At 66.4% G+C, this 23,396-nt stretch carries 23 protein-coding genes; 22 read left to right on the forward strand and 1 reads right to left on the reverse strand.

The features are described 5' to 3' along the window. The first annotated feature begins 1 nt into the window (after nt 1). The 9 genes from AC5Y5O_RS06950 (at nt 2) to AC5Y5O_RS06990 (ending at nt 7,572) form a co-directional block, all read left to right on the forward strand. Nucleotides 2–970, forward strand: coding sequence for a zinc-binding dehydrogenase (locus AC5Y5O_RS06950; RefSeq protein WP_500024357.1), 969 nt, complete (start codon nt 2–4; stop codon nt 968–970). Further along, nucleotides 967–1,713, forward strand: a complete 747-nt coding sequence (locus AC5Y5O_RS06955; protein ID WP_500024359.1) for an HpcH/HpaI aldolase family protein — start codon at nt 967–969, stop codon at nt 1,711–1,713. The genes AC5Y5O_RS06950 and AC5Y5O_RS06955 overlap by 4 nt, the downstream gene beginning before the upstream one ends. Beyond that, nucleotides 1,710–2,114, forward strand: coding sequence for a nuclear transport factor 2 family protein (locus tag AC5Y5O_RS06960; protein ID WP_500024361.1), 405 nt, complete (start codon nt 1,710–1,712; stop codon nt 2,112–2,114). The genes AC5Y5O_RS06955 and AC5Y5O_RS06960 overlap by 4 nt, the downstream gene beginning before the upstream one ends. Then, nucleotides 2,111–2,833 carry an SDR family NAD(P)-dependent oxidoreductase gene (locus AC5Y5O_RS06965; RefSeq protein WP_500024363.1) on the forward strand — a complete coding sequence of 241 codons (723 nt, stop codon included), beginning with the start codon at nt 2,111–2,113 and terminating at the stop codon, nt 2,831–2,833. The genes AC5Y5O_RS06960 and AC5Y5O_RS06965 overlap by 4 nt, the downstream gene beginning before the upstream one ends. Further along, on the forward strand, nt 2,815–4,344 hold the full coding sequence (locus AC5Y5O_RS06970; RefSeq protein WP_096283797.1) for a flavin-containing monooxygenase: 1,530 nt from the start codon (nt 2,815–2,817) through the stop codon (nt 4,342–4,344). The genes AC5Y5O_RS06965 and AC5Y5O_RS06970 overlap by 19 nt, the downstream gene beginning before the upstream one ends. Continuing rightward, nucleotides 4,341–5,264 (forward strand): alpha/beta hydrolase, encoded by a 924-nt coding sequence (locus AC5Y5O_RS06975; RefSeq protein WP_500024366.1) that lies wholly within the window; start codon nt 4,341–4,343, stop codon nt 5,262–5,264. Before AC5Y5O_RS06970 ends, AC5Y5O_RS06975 begins: the two co-directional genes overlap by 4 nt. Nucleotides 5,265–5,342: 78 nt before the next feature. Continuing rightward, the gene (locus AC5Y5O_RS06980) at nt 5,343–6,536 is read left to right on the forward strand and encodes an enolase C-terminal domain-like protein (RefSeq protein ID WP_500024368.1); all 1,194 of its coding nucleotides are present in this window, start codon (nt 5,343–5,345) and stop codon (nt 6,534–6,536) included. Nucleotides 6,537–6,614: 78 nt separating this feature from the next. Next, entirely contained in the window at nt 6,615–7,079 is a 465-nt protein-coding gene (locus AC5Y5O_RS06985; protein ID WP_096283803.1) for an acyl-CoA thioesterase, read from the forward strand. A gap of 52 nt (nt 7,080–7,131) precedes the next feature. Continuing rightward, on the forward strand, nt 7,132–7,572 hold the full coding sequence (locus tag AC5Y5O_RS06990) for an SRPBCC family protein (RefSeq protein ID WP_500024371.1): 441 nt from the start codon (nt 7,132–7,134) through the stop codon (nt 7,570–7,572). An 84-nt stretch (nt 7,573–7,656) separates the two neighbouring features. Here AC5Y5O_RS06990 and AC5Y5O_RS06995 read toward each other — a convergent pair whose 3' ends face one another. Further along, a complete protein-coding gene (locus tag AC5Y5O_RS06995; protein WP_207768433.1) occupies nt 7,657–8,352 on the reverse strand; it encodes a GntR family transcriptional regulator in 696 nt (231 codons plus the stop codon). A 159-nt stretch (nt 8,353–8,511) separates the two neighbouring features. Here AC5Y5O_RS06995 and fadD5 point away from each other — a divergent pair, with 159 nt between their 5' ends. The 13 genes from fadD5 to AC5Y5O_RS07060 all read left to right on the forward strand — a co-directional run bounded on the left by fadD5 (nt 8,512) and on the right by AC5Y5O_RS07060 (nt 23,396). Further along, a complete protein-coding gene (fadD5, locus tag AC5Y5O_RS07000) occupies nt 8,512–10,158 on the forward strand; it encodes a fatty-acid--CoA ligase FadD5 (protein WP_500024373.1) in 1,647 nt (548 codons plus the stop codon). A gap of 221 nt (nt 10,159–10,379) precedes the next feature. Continuing rightward, complete coding sequence (locus AC5Y5O_RS07005) at nt 10,380–11,198, forward strand: MlaE family ABC transporter permease (RefSeq protein WP_500024375.1); 819 nt, start codon at nt 10,380–10,382, stop codon at nt 11,196–11,198. Nucleotides 11,199–11,211: 13 nt separating this feature from the next. Next, nucleotides 11,212–12,081: an MlaE family ABC transporter permease gene (locus AC5Y5O_RS07010; RefSeq protein WP_096283811.1), complete on the forward strand. Its 870-nt coding sequence runs from the start codon at nt 11,212–11,214 to the stop codon at nt 12,079–12,081. Between the two features lie 5 nt (nt 12,082–12,086). Beyond that, complete coding sequence (locus AC5Y5O_RS07015; protein WP_096283813.1) at nt 12,087–13,388, forward strand: MCE family protein; 1,302 nt, start codon at nt 12,087–12,089, stop codon at nt 13,386–13,388. After that, nucleotides 13,385–14,425, forward strand: a complete 1,041-nt coding sequence (locus tag AC5Y5O_RS07020) for a virulence factor Mce family protein (RefSeq protein ID WP_096283815.1) — start codon at nt 13,385–13,387, stop codon at nt 14,423–14,425. The genes AC5Y5O_RS07015 and AC5Y5O_RS07020 overlap by 4 nt, the downstream gene beginning before the upstream one ends. After that, entirely contained in the window at nt 14,422–16,011 is a 1,590-nt protein-coding gene (locus tag AC5Y5O_RS07025) for a virulence factor Mce family protein (RefSeq protein WP_096283817.1), read from the forward strand. The genes AC5Y5O_RS07020 and AC5Y5O_RS07025 overlap by 4 nt, the downstream gene beginning before the upstream one ends. Then, nucleotides 16,008–17,621 (forward strand): virulence factor Mce family protein, encoded by a 1,614-nt coding sequence (locus AC5Y5O_RS07030; RefSeq protein WP_096283819.1) that lies wholly within the window; start codon nt 16,008–16,010, stop codon nt 17,619–17,621. The genes AC5Y5O_RS07025 and AC5Y5O_RS07030 overlap by 4 nt, the downstream gene beginning before the upstream one ends. A 41-nt stretch (nt 17,622–17,662) precedes the next feature. Then, a complete protein-coding gene (locus AC5Y5O_RS07035; RefSeq protein WP_096283821.1) occupies nt 17,663–18,781 on the forward strand; it encodes a virulence factor Mce family protein in 1,119 nt (372 codons plus the stop codon). After that, a complete protein-coding gene (locus tag AC5Y5O_RS07040) occupies nt 18,775–20,325 on the forward strand; it encodes a virulence factor Mce family protein (RefSeq protein ID WP_096283823.1) in 1,551 nt (516 codons plus the stop codon). Before AC5Y5O_RS07035 ends, AC5Y5O_RS07040 begins: the two co-directional genes overlap by 7 nt. Beyond that, nucleotides 20,295–21,185, forward strand: a complete 891-nt coding sequence (locus tag AC5Y5O_RS07045; RefSeq protein WP_500024377.1) for an Rv1363c family protein — start codon at nt 20,295–20,297, stop codon at nt 21,183–21,185. Before AC5Y5O_RS07040 ends, AC5Y5O_RS07045 begins: the two co-directional genes overlap by 31 nt. Next, nucleotides 21,182–22,150 (forward strand): RDD family protein, encoded by a 969-nt coding sequence (locus AC5Y5O_RS07050; RefSeq protein ID WP_096283827.1) that lies wholly within the window; start codon nt 21,182–21,184, stop codon nt 22,148–22,150. Before AC5Y5O_RS07045 ends, AC5Y5O_RS07050 begins: the two co-directional genes overlap by 4 nt. Then, nucleotides 22,147–22,704 (forward strand): Rv1363c family protein, encoded by a 558-nt coding sequence (locus AC5Y5O_RS07055; RefSeq protein ID WP_165796274.1) that lies wholly within the window; start codon nt 22,147–22,149, stop codon nt 22,702–22,704. The genes AC5Y5O_RS07050 and AC5Y5O_RS07055 overlap by 4 nt, the downstream gene beginning before the upstream one ends. After that, the gene (locus tag AC5Y5O_RS07060) at nt 22,671–23,396 is read left to right on the forward strand and encodes a mammalian cell entry protein (RefSeq protein WP_096283829.1); all 726 of its coding nucleotides are present in this window, start codon (nt 22,671–22,673) and stop codon (nt 23,394–23,396) included. The genes AC5Y5O_RS07055 and AC5Y5O_RS07060 overlap by 34 nt, the downstream gene beginning before the upstream one ends.

Below are 23,396 nucleotides of genomic sequence, written 5' to 3' on the forward strand. Positions count from 1 at the left end.
CGTGTGGTCCTACCGGATCATCGCCCCGTATGAGTTCGAGCGCACGTCGATCGTCGAGAAGAAGCCGGACGACCTGGCCGACGGGCAGGTGCTGCTGCGGTTCCTGGCGGCCGGGGTGTGCGGCAGCGACCTGCCGGGTTTTCGCGGCGCCCAGGGCAGGCTTGCCGGTGACGACGGCCGCAGCGCGGCCGAAAAGGACGGCTTCCCGATCCACGAAGTCGCCGGTGAGGTGATTGCCAGCCGGCATCCCGAACACCGGGTCGGCGATCGCGTGGTGGGCTGGGCTTCCGGGTTCGACGGGTTGATGGAGCGGGTCATCAGTGACGGCAACGGCCTGGCGCCCTACGACCCCGCGCTCACCGCGGCGCAGGCGGTCGGGCTGCAGCCGCTGGCGTGTGTCCTGTATGCCTGCGAGCAACTGCCGGACCTGGCGGGCAAGCACGTCGCGATCATCGGCCAGGGCTCGATCGGGTTGCTGTTCTCCTACGTCGCCAAGGCGGCCGGGGCCCGACGCGTCACCGGTGTGGACCCGGTCGACCGGCAAAGCCTCGCAAGGACATTCGGTGTCGATGAGGTGGTGCGTGCGACCAGCGACCGCTGGGTCAGTCGACTGGCGCCGACCGATCGCGCGGAGGTCGTCATCGAGGCCGTCGGTCATCAGGTCGCCACGCTGGGCCATGCCATCGAGGCCACCGCCCCCGGCGGCACGGTCTTCTACTTCGGCGTCGCCGACGACGAGGCCTACCCGATCAGCATGCGTCTCATGCTGCGCAACAACTTGACCCTGAAATCCGGTGTGACACTTGACCGGCGGCGGGTACTCGAGCTCGCCGGCAAGTTCGCCGCCGAACATCCCGAGCTACTCGGCTGCTATCTCACGCACAACTTCGGGATCGACGACGTGCAGGGCGCATTCGACCTGGCGTGCCGGCCGGTTCCCGAGCGCGTCAAGATCGCGATCGCACAGTGAGCGCCTTCCGCGACGCGCTGGCCAAGGCCGCCCCGATCTGGGGCGGCTGGGTCACTGGCCCGACGCTGATCGGGCCGGAGGAATTCGCCCGGGCCGGATATGACTACGTCGGATTCGACGCCCAGCACGGCTATCTCGACGACGCCGACATCGCCGGCATCCTCCGGCGCCTCGAGCAGGTACCCATCGCGACCGCGGTGCGGTTGCCCAATGCCGACCCCGCACCGATCGGGCGGGTGGCCGACGCCGGTGCCGACGCCGTCGTCGTCGCGATGGTCGAGTCGGCCGGCCAGGCCGCCGCGGCCGTGGCCGCGACCCGTTACCCACCGGCGGGCGTCCGCAGCTTCGGGCCGCTGCGCGCCAGCCTGGGGCTCGACCCCGCCGCCCACGAGGCGCGGGTGAGCGTGTTCGCAATGATCGAAACCGCGGCGGCGCTGGCGAACCTTGCTGACATCTGTGCGGTCGATGGGCTGGCCGGAATCTATGTCGGGCCAGCCGATTTGGCGATCTCGATGGGGCACCGGCCCGTCGGATCGACCCGGCAGCCCGAAGTGCTGGACGCGATCGTGCGGATCCACCGCGTCGCGACCGAAGCCGGACTGGTCACCGGGATTCACGCCAGTGAGGGCAAGACCGGTCACGCGATGGCGCAGCTCGGCTTTCGGATGATCACCCTGGCCGCCGAATCGGCGGCCCTGCGACGCGGGGCGATCGAGCATTTACGCGAAGCGACCGGACAGTGACCGACGAGCGCACCGCGATCCGCGAACTGATCGCCGCCTACGCACTCGCTCTCGACGGCGGAGACGTCGACGCGTGCGTGCAGCTGTTCACCGATGACGCGGAATTCCTGGTCTATGGACGGGCTTTCGCCGGACCCGAAGGGATCGCCACGATGTTCACCGATGCTCCCCGCGGGCTGCACCTGACCGGGGTGTCGCGCATCGACGTCGGCCCCGAAGAAGACACCGCGACCGCCCGCACGCAGGTCCTGTTCGTCAGGGCCGGTGATCTGCACCTGCGCCCCGCGCTCTACGACGACCAGTTGGTCCGCCGCGACGGTCAATGGCGTTTCCGGCAGCGCAGATGCCAGTTCGTCACCAGCCGCGGCCTGTCCGAAAGCCCGGAGGTCGCGTCATCATGAGCGTCGCACTCGTCACCGGAGCGGCCGGCGGCCAGGGCTGGGCGATCGCGAAAAGGCTTCGCGGCAACGGGTATTCGGTGGCGGCCTGCGACCGGCGCGCCGAGGACGTCGCGGCCGCTGTCGCGGAATTGGGTGACGACGAGGTGATCGCGATCGAACTGGACGTGACCAGCGAGCAGCAATGGGAGGCCGCCGTCGCATCGACGGTGGACCGCTTCGGGGGGTTGACCACGCTGGTCAACAACGCCGGGGTGCTGCATCGTGCCGCGCTGGGCGACGAGACAGTCGCGGATTTCGAAAATGCTTGGCGGGTCAACTGTCTGGGCGCCTTCCTGGGCATGCGAGCCGCACTCGCTCAGCTGCGGGAAGCCGAACACGCGGCGATCGCGAATATCTGCAGCACCGGAGCCATCCGCCCGTTCCCGGCGCACTGCGCCTACGGTTCGTCGAAGTGGGCGCTTCGGGGGCTGACCCAAACGGCGGCGGCCGAACTCGCGCCGTGGGGCATTCGGGTCAATGCGGTGTTCCCCGGGCCGATCGCGACCTCGATGCTCGACGATGCCACGCAGGCGCGGCTGACGGCGACGGCGCAGTTCGGGCGGCTGGGGCAGCCTACCGAAATCGCCGATGCGGTAGCCTTTCTGGTGTCGGAGGCCGCGTCGTTCATCACCGGTTCGGAACTGGTCGTCGATGGTGGGCAATGCCTACAAATCCGATGAGGACGACATTGTCGGTCGGCATCATCGGTGCCGGGCCGGGCGGACTGGCATTGGGAATCCTGTTGGATCGAGCCGGATTTCACGACTTCACCATCTTCGACCGCGAAGACGACGTCGGCGGCACGTGGCGGATCAACACCTACCCGGGACTGGCCTGCGACGTCAAGTCGCATCTGTATTCGTTCTCCTTCGACCTGAACCCGCATTGGTCGCGGTTATGGTCCGGCCAGCCCGAGATCCTCGCCTACTTCGAGCGCTGCGCCGACAAATACGGGTTGCGGCCGCATCTGCGGCTGCGCACCGAAATTCGTTCGGCGACTTGGGAAGAAGACGCACAGCAATGGTGTCTTACTACCAGTAACGGCGAAGAACACCGCTTCGACGTCGTGGTCTCCGCCGTGGGCCTGTTCACCCGGCCTCTTCTCCCGGAGCTCGTCGAGCAGGAGCCGTTCACCGGGACCGTGATGCACTCGTCGCAATGGGACCATTCGATAGATCTCGAGGGCGCGCGGGTGGCTGTGTTGGGTACCGGCTCGACGGCGTCACAGCTGCTGCCCGAACTCGCAAAGGTCGCTGCCCGGGTCTATTCGGTACAGCGCTCGCCGACCTGGATTCTGCCCAAGCCGGATCGGCACTACACCCGACGGGAGCGCTGGGCCTTCACTCATCTGCCGTTCGCCAAAAGGCTGTACCGGACCCGGCTGTGGCTGCGCAGCGAATCCAACATCTCGGTGATCGAGCACGGCAGCGAAAAGACGCAGGATTTCACCGCGATCGCCCTTGACTTGCTTGAAAAGACGGTCGCCGACCAGGAATTGCGGCAACGGTTGACTCCGGATCACCCGATGGGCTGCAAGCGGCTGGTGTTCTCCTCGGACTACCTGCCGACGCTGACCCGGCCCAATGTCGAGGTGGTGTCCAGTCCGGCCCGCTACCTCAAGGCCCGATCCTTCGTCACCGAAGACGGCACCGAGCGTGACGTCGACGTCGTGGTGTGTGCCACCGGCTACGCCGCCGCCGACTATCTCGGGCAGCTGGATGTCCTCGGCGAGGGTGGCACCACGCTGCGCGAGGTGTGGAGCGAGGGGGCGCATGCGTATCTCGGCATGGCCGTCCCCGGGTTCCCGAACTTCTTCATGCTGTACGGGCCCAACACGAATGTCGGCTCCAACAGCGTGATCTTCATGTTGGAAGCTCAGGCGCGTTACATCGTGCGGGTGTTGAAGTACCTGCGGCGCCGGGGCAAGACGTACGTGGCGGTGCGGCCGTCGGCGCTGGCGCGGTTCATCGTCAAGATCGACCGATGGATGGTCGGCACTGTGTGGACGACCCAGTGCAGCAACTACTTTCGGGCCGCTAACGGGCGCGTGGTCACCCAGTGGCCGCGCAGCGCGCGTAGCTTCTGGGAGATGACGCGCAGGTTCACGCCCGGCGACTTCGTATTCTCCAGTCATCCGCGCCGGCCCGTGTCCGCCGGTCATGGGGCCGTCAGCGCACCGGAGGCACGATGACGGACCTGGACGGAGCGCAACGCCTGCATCCGGTGCTGCGCGCGGTCGCGACGACTCGAACAGTCTTCTCCCCGGAGGCAATTCAGTCGATGCGCGGACCGTTCGACCAGCGCCGCCGTGACGCCGCGGCCATCACCGAGTTGCCGGGCGTGCAGATCACCAGCGACACCGCCGGCAACGTGCCGGTGCGCATCTATCGCGGCGGGCCGTCACCGGCACCGGTCGTCGTCTATTGCCACGCGGGCGGATTCGCGCTGGGCAACCTCGACACCGACCACCGGCAGTGCGCCGAACTCGCCCGCCGCGGCCGCTGCACGGTGGTGTCGGTCGACTACCGGCTGGCCCCGGAACACCCCTACCCGGCGGCACTCGACGACGCGATCGCGGTGCTCGAGTGGGTCACCGGCAAGGCGGCGGAACTGGATGTGGACATCACGCGGCTGGCGGTCGCGGGCAGCAGTGCCGGGGCCACTTTGGCCGCATCCCTGGTGCAGCGTTGCGCCGACGGGTCGCTGCCGCCCGTCGTGTTCCAGCTGTTGCACCAGCCGGTGCTCGACGATCGCCCTACCGCGTCGAAAGCGGAGTTTCGCACCAGCCCGGCATTCGACAGTGAGGCGGCCGAACTGATGTGGCGCTACTACCTGGGTGACCGGCCCGCATCGCCGGACACCGTGCCGGCGCGGCGTCCCGAATTAAAGCATTTACCACCGACTTTGATCACCTGCGCGGAGATCGACCCGTTTCGCGACGAAGCGATCGACTACGCGCTGCGGCTGCTGCGCGCCGGCGTGTCCACCGAATTGCACGTATTCGCGCGCACCTGCCACGGTTTCGATTCGCTGCTGCCCGACTGGTCGGAGTCCGAGCGGCTGTTCACGCTGCAGGGTCAGGCGCTGCACCGCGTCTGGTACGCGATCTGAGCCGGCCCGGCTCGAGATACCGGCGTAGGACCTTTGCCCCTACCCGTCAACGTGGCGGGTCGCGAACAATGACCCGTTATGAGGATCACCGGCTTACAGGTCGTGCCATTCGAGACCTTTGTCGACCGAATCTCGTTCGGCCAGTTGACTACCGATTACCGTGTGGTGCAGACCGTGACGAAGGTACTCACCGACGAGGGCGTCGAGGGTTACTACTTCGGGGGTCATTTCCATGGCGACCAGGACGGGCTGTTGCCCGGTGACCGGGCGCTGATAACTCAATTCTTGAGTCCCCTGCTCACCGGCCGGGATCCCTTCGACCGGGCGGAGATCTGGCGTCAACTCTGGGCCGCGAAACTACCGGAGAATGTCTGCAGCGTCATCGATCTGGCCCTTTGGGATTTGGCGGGCCGAGCCACCGGGCTACCCACGCGCAAGTTGCTGGGCGGCGCTCGTGACCGCGTCAAGGCCTACGCGAGCAGCTTCAACAATCTGGGCAGTCCTGACGAGTACGCGGCTCATGCCGCCGACTGCCGGCGTCAGGGTTATCGGGCCTACAAGATCCATCCGTACCACTATTGGAACCCTGCGACCCGCCAACCCGCCCTGCCGCGACCATCGTATGTGGACTGGGATCTACAGGTGTGCCGCGAGGTTCGGGCGGCGGTCGGAGACGACATGGTGCTCATGTTCGACCCGTGGGGCACCTACCAGACGTTCGAAGACGCCCTGCTGGTCGGCCGCGAGCTGGAACGGCTGGGTTTCTATTGGTATGAGCACCCGATGCCCGAGTACCGGGTCGAGTCATATGTGAAACTGGTTGACGCACTTGATATCCCGATCTGCTCACCGGAGATCGCCGAGGGCGGTGTCTATACTCGAGCGGACTGGATCTTGCGTCGTGCCTCCGACATCACCCGCATCGACGTCTTACGCGGAGGCATTACCGGAGTGATGAAGCTGGCCGGAATGGCCGAGGCCGTCGGCATGCGCTGTGAGCTACACATGAGCGGCTTCGGCAACTTGCAGGTCCTGGGTGCTACGAGCGACGACGTGTGCGAATACTACGAGCGCGGCCTGCTCGGGCCCGGGGTCCGCTACGACACCGTGCCGGCCTATCTTGACGCGTCGTGCGACCCGCTGGGCGCGGACGGATTCGTCGACCTACCGCGGGCACCCGGGCTCGGTTACCAGATCCGTTGGGATTACATCGAAAATCACCGCCTTGCCGACATAGCGGCCGAACCCGTCGCACCCCTGCACCCGAGGTAGCCGCCGTGAATCGTGGGCCGGCCGAACCAATCCGGTGCGGCACCGCCCACCGGGGTTCAAACATGTTGGAATACCAGCATGGCTCTCATTCCGCCGGCCCCAGAGCGGCTCACCAGCAGCGACTTCCCGGTGCTGTGGCCGGTGGGCACCCGGTGGGCCGACAACGACATGTTCGGTCACCTCAACAACGCGGTCTATTACCAGTTGTTCGACACCGCGATCAATGCCTGGATCACGATCGGCACCGGGCTTGACCCGACCACGATGCCGGCCTTGGGCGTCGTCGCCGAGTCGGGCTGCCGCTACTTCTCCGAACTGCAATTCCCGCAGCGTCTCGAGGTGGGTCTCGCCGTGACACGGCTGGGCCGCAGCAGCGTCACCTACCGGCTCGGCGTGTTCGATTCACGAGAGGGTCAACAGCCGCGGCCGGTCACCGCGCTCGGGCATTGGGTGCACGTTTACGTGGACCGTACTGGCCGCAAGCCCACCCCGATTCCCGACCCCATCCGGACCCTGCTGTCGACGGCCTGCGTGGCGGTTTAACCGAGAAAGCGCCAGGCGCTGGGGCTTTCGCGCGCCCGGCTATGCTTCTGCAATGCCCGTATTGAGCAAAACCGTCGAGGTCGAGACCAACGCCGCGGCCATCATGGCCATCGTCGCGGATTTCGAGCGGTATCCGGAGTGGAGCGACGGGGCCAAGGGCTGCTGGGTGCTGGCGCGCTACGACGACGGCCGGCCCAGCCAGATTCGGTTGGACGCCGCCTACCAGGGTTTCGAGGGTGTGTTCATTCAGGCCATCTACTACCCGGGACCGAACCAGATTCAGACCGTGCTGCAGCAGGGCGAGCTGTTCAAGAAGCAGGAGCAGCTGTTCAGCGTGGTGGAAACCGGCGCCTCGAGCCTGTTGACCGTTGACATCGACGTCGAACCGTCGATGCCGGTGCCCGCGCCGATGGTGAAGATGATGCTGAACAACGTGCTCGACCACCTGGCGGAGAACCTGAAGAAGCGCGCCGAACAGCTGGCCGCCGGCTGACGCCGCGAGGCTCGCCGACCGTGGGGCATATGTACGAATGGTAGTGAAAAAGTGTGCATATCCCCCACGCTCGACGCCCGCCGGCTAACCGAAAATCCCGGCCCCGTCCAGCATTTGGGTCAGTCGGTGCGCCGCATCGGTGAATTGCCAGACCGTGTGCTCGATCACCGCGGACGTATCCCGACGGCGCAGCGCGGCGATCAGCTGCCGGTGATTGTCGACCGCGGCGACACCCCACTGCGGATCGCCGGCGTACACCAGCACCGGCATATACCGCGCGGCGTTGAGCAGGAACCAGGCCAGCTTGATCCGACCGCTGGCCTGGTTGAAGACGCGGTGAAACGAGAACTCGATGCCCGCGATGGTCTCGGGGTCGCTGGAGCCCACGGCCGCGGCGAGCGAATTGTTGATCCGCTCCAGCTCGTCGATCTCGGCCTCGGTGATGTGTGAGGTGGCCGCCGCGGCCAATTCCCTGGCGATGGTGGCCTGCAGCCAGAAGATGTCGTCGATGTCCTGACGGGTCAGTGGCAGCACGACGTGGCCGCGGTGCGGCTCCAGCTGCACCATGCCCTCACCGCGCAGCTTCAGCAGAGCTTCGCGCACCGGCGTCACGCTGACCCCGAGTTCGGCCGCCGTCTCGTCGAGGCGTATGAAGGTGCCCGGGCGCAATGTCCCCGACATGATCGCTGCCCGCAGGTGACCCGCGACCTCGTCCGACAGCTGCGCTCGGCGCAGTTGCCGCCGCCTGCCGTGGGTTCGCGTAGATAGAGGTACGTTCACGTCGGTGGCCAGGCTTTCGAGGAGCGTTTTCAGGGAGTTTTCAGGGCGTATCGGGGCTTGTCATCAGGGCGGTAAGGCCATAGTGTGACCCACACAACACTATGTTTTATCAAATATCAACCTGTCGCAAGCGGTGCGCGAGTGAAGGGAAGGTATTAGTTGACCGCGCAACTTGCTAGCCACGAGGCACAAGCGTCGCAGCCGTCACACCCGACCGCGCAGCCGTATCTGGCCCGCCGGCAGAACTGGGTCAACCAGCTGGAGCGCCACGCCCTAATGCAGCCGCAGGCCGTCGCGCTGCGCTTCAGCGGGCGCACGCTAACCTGGGCTGACCTGCAGCGACGCGTCACCGCGCTGGCCGCAGCGCTGCGCCGCCGCGGGGTCGGCGCCGGGGACCGGGTGATGATCCTGATGCTCAACCGCCCGGAGTTCGTCGAGGCGATGCTGGCCACCAGCATGCTCGGCGGCATCGCGGTTCCGCTGAACTTCCGGCTCACCCCCTCCGAGATCGCGTTCCTGGTCGAGGACTGCGAGGCGCGGGTGATGGTCACCGAAGCGGTGCTGGCTCCGGTGGCCACCGGCGTGCGCGACATTGCGCCGCTGCTCGCCACCGTGATCGTGGCCGGTGGCTCGACGGACGACAACGTGCTCGGCTACGAAGACCTGATCGACGAGCCCGGCGACGCGCCCGAGCCGGTGGACGTCCCGAACGACTCGCCGGCCCTGATCATGTACACCTCGGGCACCACCGGCCGCCCCAAGGGCGCCGTGCTCACCCACACCAACCTGACCGGGCAAACGATGACCGGGCTCTACACCAACGGCGCCGACATCAACAACGATGTCGGTTTCATCGGGGTCCCGCTGTTCCACATCGCCGGCGTCGGCAACCTGCTCGGCGGGCTGCTACTCGGTCTGCCCACGGTCATCTATCCCCTCGGGGCGTTCGACCCGGGCCAGCTGCTCGACGTGCTCGCCGCCGAGAAGGTCACCGGCATCTTCCTTGTTCCCGCGCAATGGCAGGCCGTCTGCGCCGAGCAGCAGGCCCGCCCCCGCGACCTGAAGCTGCGGATCATGTCGTGGGGAGCCGCCCCCGCACCGGACGCGCTGCTGCGGGAGATGTCGGCCACGTTCCCCGGCACCCAGATCCTCGCCGCGTTCGGCCAGACGGAGATGTCTCCGGTCACCTGCATGCTGCTCGGCGAGGACGCGATCCGTAAGCGCGGGTCGGTCGGCAAGGTGATCCCGACGGTCGCCGCTCGCGTCGTCGACGAGAACATGAACGATGTGCCGGTCGGTGCGGTCGGCGAAATCGTCTACCGCGCACCGACATTGATGAGCGGCTACTGGAACAACCCGGAGGCCACCGCGGAGGCGTTCGCGGGCGGTTGGTTCCACTCCGGCGACCTCGTCCGGATGGACGAGGAGGGCTACGTTTGGGTGGTCGATCGCAAGAAGGACATGATCATCTCCGGCGGCGAGAACGTCTACTGCGCTGAAGTGGAGAACGTGCTGGCCGGCCACCCCGGCATCGTCGAGGTCGCGGTCATCGGCCGGGCCCACGAGAAATGGGGCGAGGTACCGATCGCGGTCGCGGCGATCACCGTCGAGCGCCTCACCCTCGGGGATCTGGACGAATTTCTCACCGAGCGCCTCGCCCGTTACAAGCACCCCAAGGCACTCGAGATCGTCGACGCGTTGCCCCGCAATCCGGCCGGCAAGGTCCTCAAGACTGAGCTACGGGTTCGCTACGGCACCGTCGGCACAACTCAAAATGAGGCTACTTCAAGGGATTTCACGTCATGAGAGGAAAGCTGACAGAAACTGTAACGTTTGCCCGTTGTTGACGAAGGGTTAATTGTGCGGATGCGGTTCACACCTGCTTGGCCATCGGGTACATTCCTGTGGTCTCCGTTACTACTTGCCAGTAGGGAGTCGGTGATCACACATGTGGGTCCGGGGCAAGGTGGCGGCGTGCGAGACGATTCGCCGCGCCGTGGGGCGGGTGGCGGCGGCATGAGGGGGCAGTGGTGACTTCGACGTCTGCGGGCGGGCGGGGCCCCTACCTCGTCGGCTATCTGCGCGATCAGCTGGAGACGCCGCTGACACTGATCGGCGGGTTCTTCCGGATGTGCGTGCTGACCGGCCGGGCGTTGTTCCGCCGGCCCTTCCAGTGGCGCGAGTTCGTCCTGCAGTGCTGGTTCATCATGCGGGTCGCGTTCCTGCCGACCGTCTTCGTCTCCATCCCGCTGACCGTGCTGCTGATCTTCACGCTCAACGTGCTGCTGGCCCAGTTCGGTGCCGCCGACCTGTCCGGCGCCGGCGCGGCGATCGGCGCGGTGACCCAGCTTGGTCCGCTGACCACGGTGCTGGTGGTTGCGGGGGCCGGATCGACCGCGATCTGCGCGGATCTGGGCGCGCGCACCATCCGCGAGGAAATCGACGCGATGGAGGTGCTCGGCATCGACCCGATCCACCGGCTGGTGGTGCCCCGGGTGATCGCCGCGACCCTGGTCGCCACGCTGCTCAACGGCCTGGTCATCACCGTCGGCCTGGTGGGCGGCTACCTGTTCGGGGTGTATCTGCAGAACGTCTCCGGTGGTGCCTACCTGGCCACCCTGACCACGATCACCGGGCTGCCCGAGGTCGTCATCGCGACCCTCAAGGCGGCGATCTTCGGCCTGATCGCCGGCCTGGTCGGCTGCTATCGCGGCCTGACTGTGCGCGGCGGTTCGAAGGGCCTGGGGACTGCCGTCAACGAAACCGTGGTGCTCTGCGTCGTCGCGCTATACGCGGTGAACGTGGTGCTGACCACGATCGGCGTGCGATTCGGAACGGGACATTGAGAGGGGGCCAGATATGACGAACGTCGCCGTACTGCGTGCCCGGTTCCCGCGGGCAGCTGAAAACCTGAACCGCTACGGCGGTGCCGCCGGCCGCGGGCTCGACGACGTCGGCCGGATGGCCTGGTTCGGGATGATCTGCATCGCGCACGTGCCGCATGCGCTGCGCAACTACCGCAAGGAAACGCTGCGGCTGATCGCTCAGATCGGCATGGGTACCGGGGCCATGGCCGTCGTCGGTGGCACGGTCGCCATCGTCGGCTTCGTCACGCTGTCCGGTAGTTCGCTGGTCGCCATCCAGGGTTTCGCGTCGCTGGGCAACATCGGCGTCGAGGCGTTCACCGGCTTCTTCGCCGCACTGATCAACGTGCGCATCGCCGCCCCGGTCGTCACCGGCATCGCGATGGCCGCGACCGTCGGCGCGGGCGCCACCGCCGAACTCGGCGCCATGCGGATCAGCGAGGAGATCGACGCCCTGGAAGTCATGGGCATCAAGTCGATCTCGTTCCTGGCCACCACCCGGTTCATGGCCGGGCTGGTGGTGATCATCCCGATCTACGCGCTGGCGATGATCATGTGCTTCCTGTCGCCGCAGATCACCACGACGGTGCTGTATGGGCAGTCCAACGGAACCTACGACCACTACTTCCGGACGTTCCTGCGCCCCGACGACGTGTTCTGGTCGTTCCTGGAGGCCATCATCATCACCGCGGTCGTGATGATCACGCACTGCTTCTACGGCTACAACGCCGGCGGCGGGCCCGTCGGCGTCGGTGAGGCGGTTGGCCGCTCGATGCGGTTCTCTCTGGTCTCGGTGCAGGTTGTGGTGTTGTCCGCCGCGTTGGCGCTGTACGGCGTCAACCCGAACTTCGCCTTAACGGTGTAGCCGCCATGACCCGACCCGGAAAGACGAACGCTTCGCGGACTCCGCCCTACAAATTGGCGGGGATCGGCCTGTTGGTCATCGGCGCGCTGATCTTCGTGTTGATCTACGGGCAGTTCCGCGGCGACTTCACCCCCAAGACCAAGCTGACGATGCTGGCATCGCGGGCGGGTCTGGTGATGGATCCGGGTTCGAAGGTGACCTACAACGGCGTCGAGATCGGTCGGGTGGCCACCATCTCCGAGATCGTCCGCGACGGCAAGCCGGCGGCCAAGTTCACCCTGGACGTCTATCCGCGGTACCTGAAGCTGATCCCGGCCAACGTGAACGCCGACATCAAGGCCACCACGGTGTTCGGCGGCAAGTACGTGTCGCTGACGACGCCGCAGAACCCGTCGCCGCAACGACTCGGCCCGTCGTCGACGATCGACGCGCGGTCGGTGACGACGGAGATCAACACGTTGTTCCAGACCGTCACCTCGATCGCGGAGAAGGTGGATCCGGTCAAGCTGAACCTGACGCTGAGCGCGGCCGCGCAGTCGCTGGCCGGCCTCGGCGACAAGTTCGGACAGTCGGTCGTCAACGGCAACGCGGTCCTCGACGACGTCAACCCGCAGATGCCGCAGATCCGCCACGACATCCAGCAGCTGGCCGGTCTGGGCGACACCTACGCCAACGCCTCGCCGGACCTGTTCGACTTCCTCAACAACGCGGTCGTCACGTCGCGCACGATCAATGCGCAGCAGAAGGATCTGGACCGGGCGTTGTTGTCGGCCGCCGGGTTCGGCAACACCGGCGCCGAGATCTTCGAGAAGGGCGGCCCATACCTGGCGCGCGGCGCCGCCGACCTGGTGCCCACCGCCCAGCTGCTGGACACCTACAGTCCGGCGATCTTCTGCACCCTGCGCAACTACCACGACATCGAGCCCAAGGCCGCCTCGTTCCTGGCCGGCAACGGGTACTCGCTGAACGCCCACACCGAGGCGCTGTCCGGGCTCGGTCTGCTCGCCAACCCCGTCTCCGCGGTGGCCACGATCGCCAGCCTGGTCGGCGGCCTGGCCGGGGTGGTCGGTGGGGCGCCGAACCCCTACATCTATCCCGAGAACCTGCCGCGGGTGAACGCCCGCGGTGGCCCGGGCGGTGCGCCGGGTTGCTGGCAGCACATCACGCATGACCTGTGGCCCGCTCCCGAGTTGGTGATGGACTCCGGCAACAGCATCGCGCCCTACAACCATCTCGACACCGGTTCGCCCTACGCCATCGAATACGTGTGGGGCCGTCAGGTAGGGGATAACACGATCAACCCATGAAAATCACCGGTACGCTCGTCCGACTCAGCATCTTCTCGCTGGTGCTGCTGCTCTTCACTGTGATGATCGTTGTGGTGTTCGGCCAGATGCGGTTCGACCGCACCAATGCCTACACCGCGGAGTTCAGCAACATCAGCGGGCTGCGGCAAGGCCAGTTCGTCCGCGCCTCCGGGGTGGAGATCGGCAAGGTCGACTCGGTGCAGCTGATCGACAGCGGCAAGCGCGTGCGGGTGAAGTTCAACGTGGACCGTTCGGTTCCGCTGTATCAGTCGACGACGGCGCAGATCCGCTACCTGGACCTGATCGGTAACCGGTACCTGGAGCTCAAGCGCGGCGACGGTGAAGGCGCGGACAAGGTGCTGCCGCCGGGTGGCTTCATCCCGCTGTCGCGCACCGCGCCGGCCCTGGACCTCGACGCGCTGATCGGTGGCTTCAAGCCGCTGTTCCGGGCGCTGGATCCGGAGAAGGTCAACACGATCGCGAGCGCGCTCGTCACGGTGTTCCAGGGTCAGGGCGGCACGATCAACGACATCCTGGACAACACCGCTCAGCTGACGAACGCGATCGGCGAGCGTGACCAGGCCATCGGCGAGGTGATCAAGAACCTGAACGTGGTGCTGGACACGACGGTCCGGCACCGCCAGCAATTCGACCAGACCATCAACAACCTCGAGGTGCTGATCACCGGGCTCAAGGACCACGGCGATCAGCTGGCCGGCGGGACCGCGCACATCAGTAACGCGGCCGGCACCGTGGCCGATCTGCTGGGCGAGGATCGCGCGTTGCTGCACAAGTCGATCAACTACCTGGACGGGCTTCAGCAGCCGCTGATCGACCAGCAAGACCAACTGCAGGACTACCTCAAGAAGGTGCCGAGCGCGCTGAACATGATCGGGCGCGCCATCGGGTCCTACGGAGACTTCGTGAACTTCTACGCCTGCGACATCACGCTGAAGATCAACGGTCTGCAGGGCGGTGGTCCGGTCCGCACGGTCCGGCTCTTCCAGCAGCCGACGGGTAGGTGCACGCCGCAATGAGAACGCTGGAACCGCCGAACCGGCTTCGGATCGGTCTGATGGGCATCGTGGTCACGCTGCTCGTGATCGGCGTCGGGCAAAGCTTCACCAGCGTGCCGATCCTGATGGCCAGGCCCGCGTACTACGGGCAGTTCACCGATTCCGGCGGGATCAACGTCGGTGACAAGGTGCGCATCGCCGGCATGGACGTCGGCAAGGTCGAGGCCCTCAAGATCGACGGCGACCACATCGTGATGAAGTTCTCGATCGGCACCAACACCATCGGCACCGAGAGCCGGCTGGCGATCCGCACCGACACCATCCTCGGTAAGAAGGTCATGGAGATCGAGGCGCGCGGCAACCAGCAGCTGAAGCCCGGCGCCTCGCTGCCGCTGGGCCAGAGCACCACGCCGTATCAGATTTACGACGCGTTCTTCGACGTCACCAAGGCCGCCTCCGGCTGGAACATCGACACGGTCAAAGAATCGCTGCACGTGCTGTCGCAGACCATCGACCAGACTTATCCGCACCTGAGCGCCGCGCTCGAGGGCGTCTCGAAGTTCTCCGACACGGTCGGCAAGCGCGACGCCGAGGTCAAGCACCTGCTCGCCCAGGCCAACCAGGTGGCCAGCGTGCTGGGCGACCGCAGTGAGCAGGTCGACCGCCTGCTGGTCAACGCCAAGACGCTGCTGGCCGCGTTCAACGAGCGCGGTCAGGCCATCAACGCCCTGCTGGGCAACATCGCCGCATTCTCCGAACAGGTCAAGGGCCTGATCAATGACAACCCGAACCTCAACCACGTGCTCGAGCAGTTGCGCACGATCAGCAAGATCCTGGTCGAGCGCAAAGACGACGTGGCAGCGGGTCTGACCGAGGTCGGCCACTTCCTGCCGTCCCTGAACGAGGCCATCGCGTCGGGCCCCTTCTTCAAGGTGGTCCTGCACAACCTGGCGCTCTACCAGATCATCCAGCCGTGGGTGGACGCCGCCTTCAAGAAGCGCGGCATCGACCCGGAGAACTTCTGGCGCAGTGCCGGTCTGCCGGAATACCGCTGGCCCGATCCCAACGGCACCCGATTCCCCAACGGCGCGCCGCCGCCGGCACCGCCGGTGCTGGAGGGCACACCCGAGCACCCCGGACCGGCTATCCCGCCCGGATCGCCGTGCTCCTACACGCCGGCCAACCCCGGCGGCAACATCACCGTCGGCGACGAGGGTCTGCCGCGGCCGTGGAATCCGCTGCCGTGTGCGGGTGCGGCCACCGGTCCCTTCGGCGGGCCGGGCTTCCCCGCGCCGGTCGACGTTGCGACGTCGCCGCCGAACCCGGACGGTCTGCCGCCGACCCCCGGCATCAATATCGCCGGGCGCCCGGGTGATCCGCCCCCGAACGTTCCGGGCACGCCGGTGCCATTGCCGACCCAGGCTCCGCCGGGCGCGCGCACTGAGAATCTGGGACCGGCCGGCCCGACGCCGCCGCCGTCGACCTTCGCTCCGGGTCTGCCGCCGGGTCCCCCGGCCCCGCCCGGACCGGGGAACCAGTTGCCGGCGCCATTCATCAACCCCGGCGGTTCGGGCGGTAGTGGTGTCACGGGAGGTAGCCAGAATTGAGCACCATCTTTGACGTCCGTAACGTCCGGCTACCGAAGTTCTCCCGGACGACGGCGATCATCGGAGCGCTGGTCATCGTCGTCGCCCTGGTCGTCGGCTATGTCGGCTACCGGCTGTTCGAGAAGCTGACGAACAACACCGTCGTCGCCTACTTCCCGGCGGCGAACGCCCTCTACAAGGGGGACAAGGTCCAGATCATGGGCCTGCGGGTCGGCTCGATCGACAGCATCGAACCGGTCGGCGACAAGATGAAGGTGACGTTCCACTACGAGAACAAGTACAAGGTCCCGGCCAACGCCTCGGCGGTGATCCTTAACCCCACCCTGGTGGCGTCGCGTGCGATCCAGCTGGAGCCGCCGTACAAGGGCGGACCGGTGCTGGGCGACAACGCCGTGATTCCCGAAGAGCGCACCCAGGTGCCGGTGGAGTGGGACGAACTGCGCAACAGCATCACCAACATCATCTCGAAGCTGGGTCCGACGAAGGAGCAGCCCACGGGTCCGTTCGGTGAGGTCATTTCGTCGTTCGCCGACGGCTTGGAAGGCAAGAGCAAGCAGATCAACACCGCGCTCAACAGCTTGTCGTCGGCGCTGAACGCGTTGAACGAGGGCCGCGGCGACTTCTTCGCGGTGGTGCGCAGCCTGGCGCTGTTCGTCAACGCGCTGCACGCCGACGACGCGCAGTTCGTCGCGCTGAACCAGAACCTGGCCGACGTCACCGGCCGGCTGGCCAGCGATGACGGCGCCTTGAACAATGCGCTGCAGCAGTTCGACAGCCTGCTGAGCACCGTGCGCCCGTGGCTGGACAAGAACCGCGAGGTGCTGACCACCGACGTCAACAACCTGGAAACCGCGACGAACACGCTGCTGCAGCCCGAGCCGCTGAACGGGCTGGAGACCGCGCTGCATGTGCTGCCGACGGCTGCGGCCAACATCAACCAGATCTATCACCCGTCGCACGGGTCGGTGGTCGCCATTCCGGCGATCACGAACTTCGCGAACCCGATGCAGTTCATCTGCAGCTCGATTCAGGCCGGCAGCCGGCTCGGTTACCAGGAATCCGCCGAACTGTGCGCGCAGTATCTGGCGCCGATCCTCGACGCGATCAAGTTCAACTACCTGCCGTTCGGGTTGAACCTGTTCAGCACCGCCGAGACGTTGCCCAAGCAGGTCGCCTATTCCGAAGATCGGCTGCATCCGCCGAACGGTTATAAGGACACCACCGTCCCGGGTATCTGGGTGCCGGATACGCCGACCTCGCACCGCAACACCCAGCAAGGCTGGATCGTGGCGCCGGGCATGCAAGGCCAGCAGGTCGGGCCGATCACCGCGGGCCTGATGACGCCGGAATCGCTTGAGGAGCTGATGGGCGGTCCCAATATCGAGCCCGTTCAATCCCAGTATCAGACGCCGCCGGGCCCGCCGAACGCCTACGACGAGAACCCGATCCTGCCGCCCATCGGGCTGCGGGCGCCGACGCCGATCCAGCCGCCGGCGCCGGGACCGGGCGTGATTCCGGGTCCCGTCGCCCCGACGCCCGCGCCGGTGGTCGCGGTGGCACCCAACGCCGGTGGGCCGCCGTCCGGCCCTGACTTCGGGGGTGGCCAGTGAGGATAGGGTCGAGCCTGATCCGGCGCCGGGCCTGGCAGGGCATGGTGCTGCTGGTGATCGCCATGGTGCTGAGCTCGTGTGGCTGGCGAGGCATCTCAAACGTGGCGATTCCCGGCGGTCCCGGCGACGGCCCCGGCTCCTACACCATCTATGTGCAGGTGCCGGACACCTTGGCGATCAACGGCAACAGCAAGGTGATGGTCGCCGACGTCTTCGTCGGGTCGATCAAGAAGATCGAGTTGAAGAACTGGGTGGCGACGCTGACGCTGGGCGTGAAGAGCAGCGTCAAGCTACCGAAGAACGCGATCGCGCGGATCGGCCAGACCTCGCTGCTGGGTTCTCAGCACGTCGAGCTGGCCGCGCCGCCGAACCCGTCGTCGGAGCTGCTGCGCAACGGCGACACCATTCCGCTGAAGAATTCGTCGTCGTATCCGACCACCGAGCAGACGCTGGCCAGCCTGTCGTTGATCTTGCGCGGTGGCGGCATCCCGAACCTGGAAGTGCTGCAGAACGAGGTCTACGACATCTTCCACGGGCGCGGCGAGCAGATCCGCTCCTTCATCGGCAAGCTGGACACCTTCACCGCCCAGCTCAATCAGCAGCGTGATGACATCACCCACGCGATCGACTCCACCAACCGGCTGCTGGTCTATGTCGGCGGCCGCTCGGACGTTCTCGACCGAGTGCTGACCGACATCCCGCCGCTGATCAAGCATTTCGCCGACACCAGGAATCTGCTGATCAACGCCGTCGACTCGGTGGGCCGGCTCAGCGGGGCCGCGGATCAGTACCTGTCGGCGGCGCGCGGCCCGCTGCACACCGATCTGCAGGCGCTGCAATGCCCGCTGAAGGAACTCGGCCGCTCCTCGCCCTACCTGATCGGTGCGCTGAAGCTGATCCTGACCCAGCCGTTCGACATCGACACCGTCCCGAAGATGTTCCGCGGTGACTACGTGAACATCTCGCTGACGCTGGACGTGACCTACAGCTCGGTCGACAACGCGTTCCTCACCGGAACCGGGTTGTCGGGCGCGCTGCGGGCACTCGAGCAGTCGTTCGGCCGCGACCCGGAGACGATGATCCCCGACGTCCGCTACACGCCGAACCCGAATGACGCGCCCGGCGGTCCGCTGGTGGAAAGGGGGGACCGGAATTGCTGACCCCGTTCATTCGACGCCAGCTGTGGGCGTTCCTGGTCCTGACGGTCGTCTCGTTGCTGGTGCTCGGCATCTACTACCTGCAGGTGCCCAGTTTGATGGGGATCGGCCGGTACTCGCTGAAGGCGGAGCTGCCGGCGTCGGGCGGGTTGTACCCCACGGCCAACGTGACCTATCGCGGCATCACGATCGGCAAGGTCACCGACGTCGAGCCGACCGACCATGGCGCCGAAGCGACGATGAGCATCGACAGCCGGTACAAGATCCCGGTCGACGCGGTCGCGAACGTGCACTCGGTGTCGGCGGTCGGTGAGCAGTATCTGGACATCGTCTCGTCGGGCAGCCCCGGCAAGTACCTTGCCGAAGGGCAAACCATCTCCAAGGGCACCGTGCCGGCCGAGATCGGTCCGGCACTCGACACCGCCAACCGCGGGCTCGAGGCGTTGCCCAAGGACAAGATCGGCAAGCTGCTCGACGAGACGGCGGAGTCGGTCGGCGGCCTGGGCCCGGCGTTGCAGCGCCTGGTGGACTCGACGCAGGCGATCGTCGGCGACTTCAAGACCAACATCACCAACGTGAACGACATCATCGTGAACTCGGGACCGGTGCTGGACAGCCAGGTGAAGTCCAATGACGCGATCGAGCGCTGGGCGCGCAACCTGAATACGCTGGCCGCGCAGTCCGCGCAGCGCGACGCGAACGTGAAAAGCATTCTGTCGCAAGCGGCGCCGACCGCCGATCAGGTCAACGACGTGTTCAGCGACGTCCGGGAGTCGCTGCCGCAGACGCTGGCGAATCTCGAGGTCGTCTTCGACCTGCTCAAGCGCTACCACACCGGGGTGGAGCAGGTGCTGGTGTTCCTGCCGCAGGGTGCCTCGATCGCGCAGACGGTGGCCGCGCCGTTCCCGAACCAGGCCGCACTCGACCTGGCACTGTCGATCAACCAGCCGCCGCCGTGTCTGACCGGCTTCATTCCCGCGCCGGAGTGGCGGGCGCCGGCCGACACCAGCATGCAGCCGCTGCCGTCGGGCACCTACTGCAAGATTCCGATGGATACCCCGGCCAACAGCGTGCGTGGCTCGCGCAACATCCCGTGTACCGATATCCCCGGCAAGCGGGCGGCCACGCCCCGTGAGTGCCGCGACCCCAAGCCCTACGTTCCCGCCGGGACGAACCCCTGGTTCGGTGACCCGAACCAGATTCTGACCTGCCCGGCGCCGGGAGCGCGCTGCGATCAGTCGGTGCGACCGGGCATGGTGATCCCCGCGCCGTCGATCAACAACGGCATGAACCCGGCACCTTCGGACCGGGTCGCGGGGACGCCACCGCCGACCAGTGACCCGTTGACCCGACCCGGGCAAGGTACCGTGCAGTGCAACGGACAGCAGCCCAACCCGTGTGTCTACACACCCTTTGGACCTCCCTCGGCGGTATACAGTCCCCAGAGCGGTGAACTGGTAGGGCCCGACGGCGTCAAATACTCCGTCGAAAACTCGACCAAAACAGGAGACGACGGATGGAAGGAGATGCTGGCACCCGCCGGCTGAACCCACCACCGATGTCGATGCTTAGTCGTCTACGTCGGAGACGGCCGAAGGAATCGGACGACGTCACCGACGGGACAAACCCCGAGGAGACGGCCGAGGATTCGCCAGAATCCGAGGTCGGAGCCGAGCAGACAAACACCGAGGAGACGGCCGAGGATTCGCCAGAATCCGAGGTCGGAGCCGAGCAGCCTGAGGTGACGGCGCCGGATTCGGCTGCAGTCGAGCCCGAAGCCGCGCCGGAAGCCCCGGAAGCGATCGCCTCGGAGCAGCCCGAGTCCTCCAGCGACGCCGCGCCCGATGATGGCGAACAGCCGGAAACCGACGGCGAGGACGCGACCGAGGCGGAGGCGCACCGGCGCCCCCCGTCGGCCCTGGGGCGCGGATGGCTGGCCGGCATCGCCGCGGCCCTGGTGCTGCTGGCCGGTGCCGTCGGCACCGGCGGTTACCTGGCGTTGCGGTACCACCACGAGAGCCAGGCCATCGCGCGCAACAACGCCGCGGCGCTCAAGGCGGCGATCGAGTGCGTGTCGGCCACGCAGGCGCCCGACACCAGCGCGATGATCGCCAGCGAGCAGAAGATCATCGAATGCGGGACCGACGCCTTCCGTGAACAGGCCATGGTCTACACCGGCATGCTCGTGCAGGCTTATCAGTCCGCGAACGTCCACGTCCAGGTCTCGGATGTGCGCGGAGCGGTCGAGCGCAACAACAAAGACGGTTCGATCGACGTGCTCGTGGCGATGCGCGTCCAGGTGGTCGCCGATCAGTCACAGAACGAGACCGGCTATCGGCTTCGGGTGAGAATGGCGCTGGACGAAGGCCAGTACCGGATCGCCAGGCTCGACCAGGTGACGAAGTGACGCTGGTGGTCGAGGAAACTCAGACCACGGCTCCCCAAGTGTCATCAGAGAATGCCTTGGCGCCGTGGCATATTCGCGTGTGCGCGTTTGCCGTCGACGTCCTGCCCGCCGCCGCGGTCGCGACCACCATGGCGTTGGTGTCGTTCACCGTGCCGCCGCAGGGCGTGTGGTGGTGGCTGAGCGTCTGTGTCCTCGGCATCGCCATCCTGGCGATGTTGGTCAACCGGCTGCTGCTGCCGACCGTCTACGGCTGGAGCCTGGGACGCGCTCTGTGTGGAATCGCGGTGCGGCACCGTGACGGTTCCGTCGTCGGCGCCTGGGGCCTGCTGCTGCGCGATCTCGCGCACCTGCTCGACACCGTGTCGGTGGTGGGATGGCTTTGGCCGCTGTGGGATTCGCAGCGCCGTACGTTCGCCGACATGCTGCTGCGCACGGATGTGCGAGGCTCGCAGCCGCCGCGGCCCGACATCATCCGGCGGTGGACGATCATCGCGGTGCTCACCGCGACCGGACTGTGCGTGGCGGGCGGGGCCGTGAGCTACGAGGTGGTCTACTCTCGCGATCAGCAGACCGACCAGACGCGGGCCGAGATCTCGATACAGGGGCCGAAGATCGTCGCGCAGATGCTGACCTACGACCCGAAGACACTATCCGACGATTTCAAGCGGGCCCAGTCGCTGGCGACCGATAACTACCGCGGCCCGCTCAAGGCGCAGCAGGACATCGTCCAAAAGGGAAACCCCGTCATCAACGAGTACTGGGTGACCGATGGCTCGATCGAATCGGCGTCGCCGGATCGGGCGACGATGTTGTTGTTCATGCAGGGCCGGCGTGGCGCGGCGCCCCAGGAGCGCTACATCACCGCGACCGTCCGGGTGAATTTCGTCAAGGACGCCGGCGGCCATTGGCTGGTCGACAACCTCGCCGTGCTGACCAAGCCGAAACCGCCGGGGAACGGAAAATGAGCCCCCGCCGCAGATTTGAGCCCGGCGAGGGCGCGCTGCTGGTCGCGGCGGATCCGCAGACGCAGCGCCGGCGATGGGAGCTACCCGTGGCGAGCACGGTCGCCGCGGTGTTGACGACCGTGGCGATCACGCTGTGCACCCTGATGCTGATCTCCCACGAATCCCGCGAGCACGATGCCTCCAAGACCCGCGAGGTGCTCAACTACGTGACGGGGTTCATGACGCAGTTCACCTCGCTTGACCCCTATCACGCCAACGACTACGTCATGCGGATAATGGCCCAGGCGACAGGCGATTTCGCCAAGCAGTATCACGACAAGGCCAACGAGATCCTGTTGCAGGTTGCCCGTGCGGAGCCCGCGACCGGCACCATCCTCGGCGCCGCCGTGGAACGGTGGAACGACGACGGCAGCGCCACCGTCATGGTGGCGACCGAGGTCACGTCCAAGTCGCCGGATCAAAAACAGGTATTCGAGAACACCAATCGTTGGACGGCAACTGCTACGCGGGAAGGGAATCAGTGGAAGATAAGCAGCCTGCTGCAGGTGATCTGACCGCCGAGGCGATCTCCGACGACGCCGCTGAACACGACGAAAACACCGCCACCGCAACGGAACCCGCCGAAAAGACCGACACGGTGGAGTCCGAAGAGTCCGATGCCGACGCCGACGCGGAGACCGACGATTCCGCCGCGGCGACCGAAGAGGGCGCCCGCAAGCGTCGCAAACTGCTGGCCGGCAAATGGATGGGCATCGTCGTTGTGGTGGCCGCACTCGTGTTCGTCGGTTCCGCGGCCTTCGCGGGCGCGGCAGTGCAGCCCTATCTGACTGACCGCGCTACGGCGGCAACCAAGCTCAACGTGGCCCGCACCGCGGCCAACGCGATCACGACGCTGTGGACCTACACCCCGGAGAACATGGACAGCCTCGCCGATCGTGCGTCGGCTTACCTCAGCGGTGACTTCGAGGCCCAGTACCGCAAATTCGTCGACGCTATCGTGGCTCCGAACAAGCAGGCCAAGATCACCAACCGGACTCAGGTCACCGGTGCGGCGGTCGAATCGCTCGATGGCCCCAACGCGGTCGTCATCGTCTACACCAACACCACCTCGACGAGCCCGCTGACCAAAGACATCCCGGCGTTGAAGTACCTGTCCTATCGGCTGTTCATGAAACGCGCGAACGGGCGCTGGCTGGTGACCAGGATGACGACCGTGACCTCCCTGGACCTCACGCCGCATCCGTAG

The sequence above is a fragment of the Mycobacterium sp. NGS40 genome (assembly GCF_059812735.1).

Bases quoted from the DNA above. Each gene is read 5' to 3' on its own strand.
- AC5Y5O_RS06965 (WP_500024363.1), top strand. From the start codon at position 2,111: ATGAGCGTCGCACTCGTCACCGGAGCGGCCGGCGGCCAGGGCTGGGCG.
- AC5Y5O_RS06970 (WP_096283797.1), top strand. From the start codon at position 2,815: ATGCCTACAAATCCGATGAGGACGACATTGTCGGTCGGCATCATCGGT.
- AC5Y5O_RS06975 (WP_500024366.1), top strand. From the start codon at position 4,341: ATGACGGACCTGGACGGAGCGCAACGCCTGCATCCGGTGCTGCGCGCG.
- AC5Y5O_RS06980 (WP_500024368.1), top strand. From the start codon at position 5,343: ATGAGGATCACCGGCTTACAGGTCGTGCCATTCGAGACCTTTGTCGAC.
- AC5Y5O_RS06985 (WP_096283803.1), top strand. From the start codon at position 6,615: ATGGCTCTCATTCCGCCGGCCCCAGAGCGGCTCACCAGCAGCGACTTC.
- AC5Y5O_RS06990 (WP_500024371.1), top strand. From the start codon at position 7,132: ATGCCCGTATTGAGCAAAACCGTCGAGGTCGAGACCAACGCCGCGGCC.
- AC5Y5O_RS07010 (WP_096283811.1), top strand. From the start codon at position 11,212: ATGACGAACGTCGCCGTACTGCGTGCCCGGTTCCCGCGGGCAGCTGAA.
- AC5Y5O_RS07015 (WP_096283813.1), top strand. From the start codon at position 12,087: ATGACCCGACCCGGAAAGACGAACGCTTCGCGGACTCCGCCCTACAAA.
- AC5Y5O_RS07020 (WP_096283815.1), top strand. From the start codon at position 13,385: ATGAAAATCACCGGTACGCTCGTCCGACTCAGCATCTTCTCGCTGGTG.
- AC5Y5O_RS07025 (WP_096283817.1), top strand. From the start codon at position 14,422: ATGAGAACGCTGGAACCGCCGAACCGGCTTCGGATCGGTCTGATGGGC.
- AC5Y5O_RS07035 (WP_096283821.1), top strand. From the start codon at position 17,663: ATGGTGCTGCTGGTGATCGCCATGGTGCTGAGCTCGTGTGGCTGGCGA.
- AC5Y5O_RS07045 (WP_500024377.1), top strand. From the start codon at position 20,295: ATGGAAGGAGATGCTGGCACCCGCCGGCTGAACCCACCACCGATGTCG.
- AC5Y5O_RS07055 (WP_165796274.1), top strand. From the start codon at position 22,147: ATGAGCCCCCGCCGCAGATTTGAGCCCGGCGAGGGCGCGCTGCTGGTC.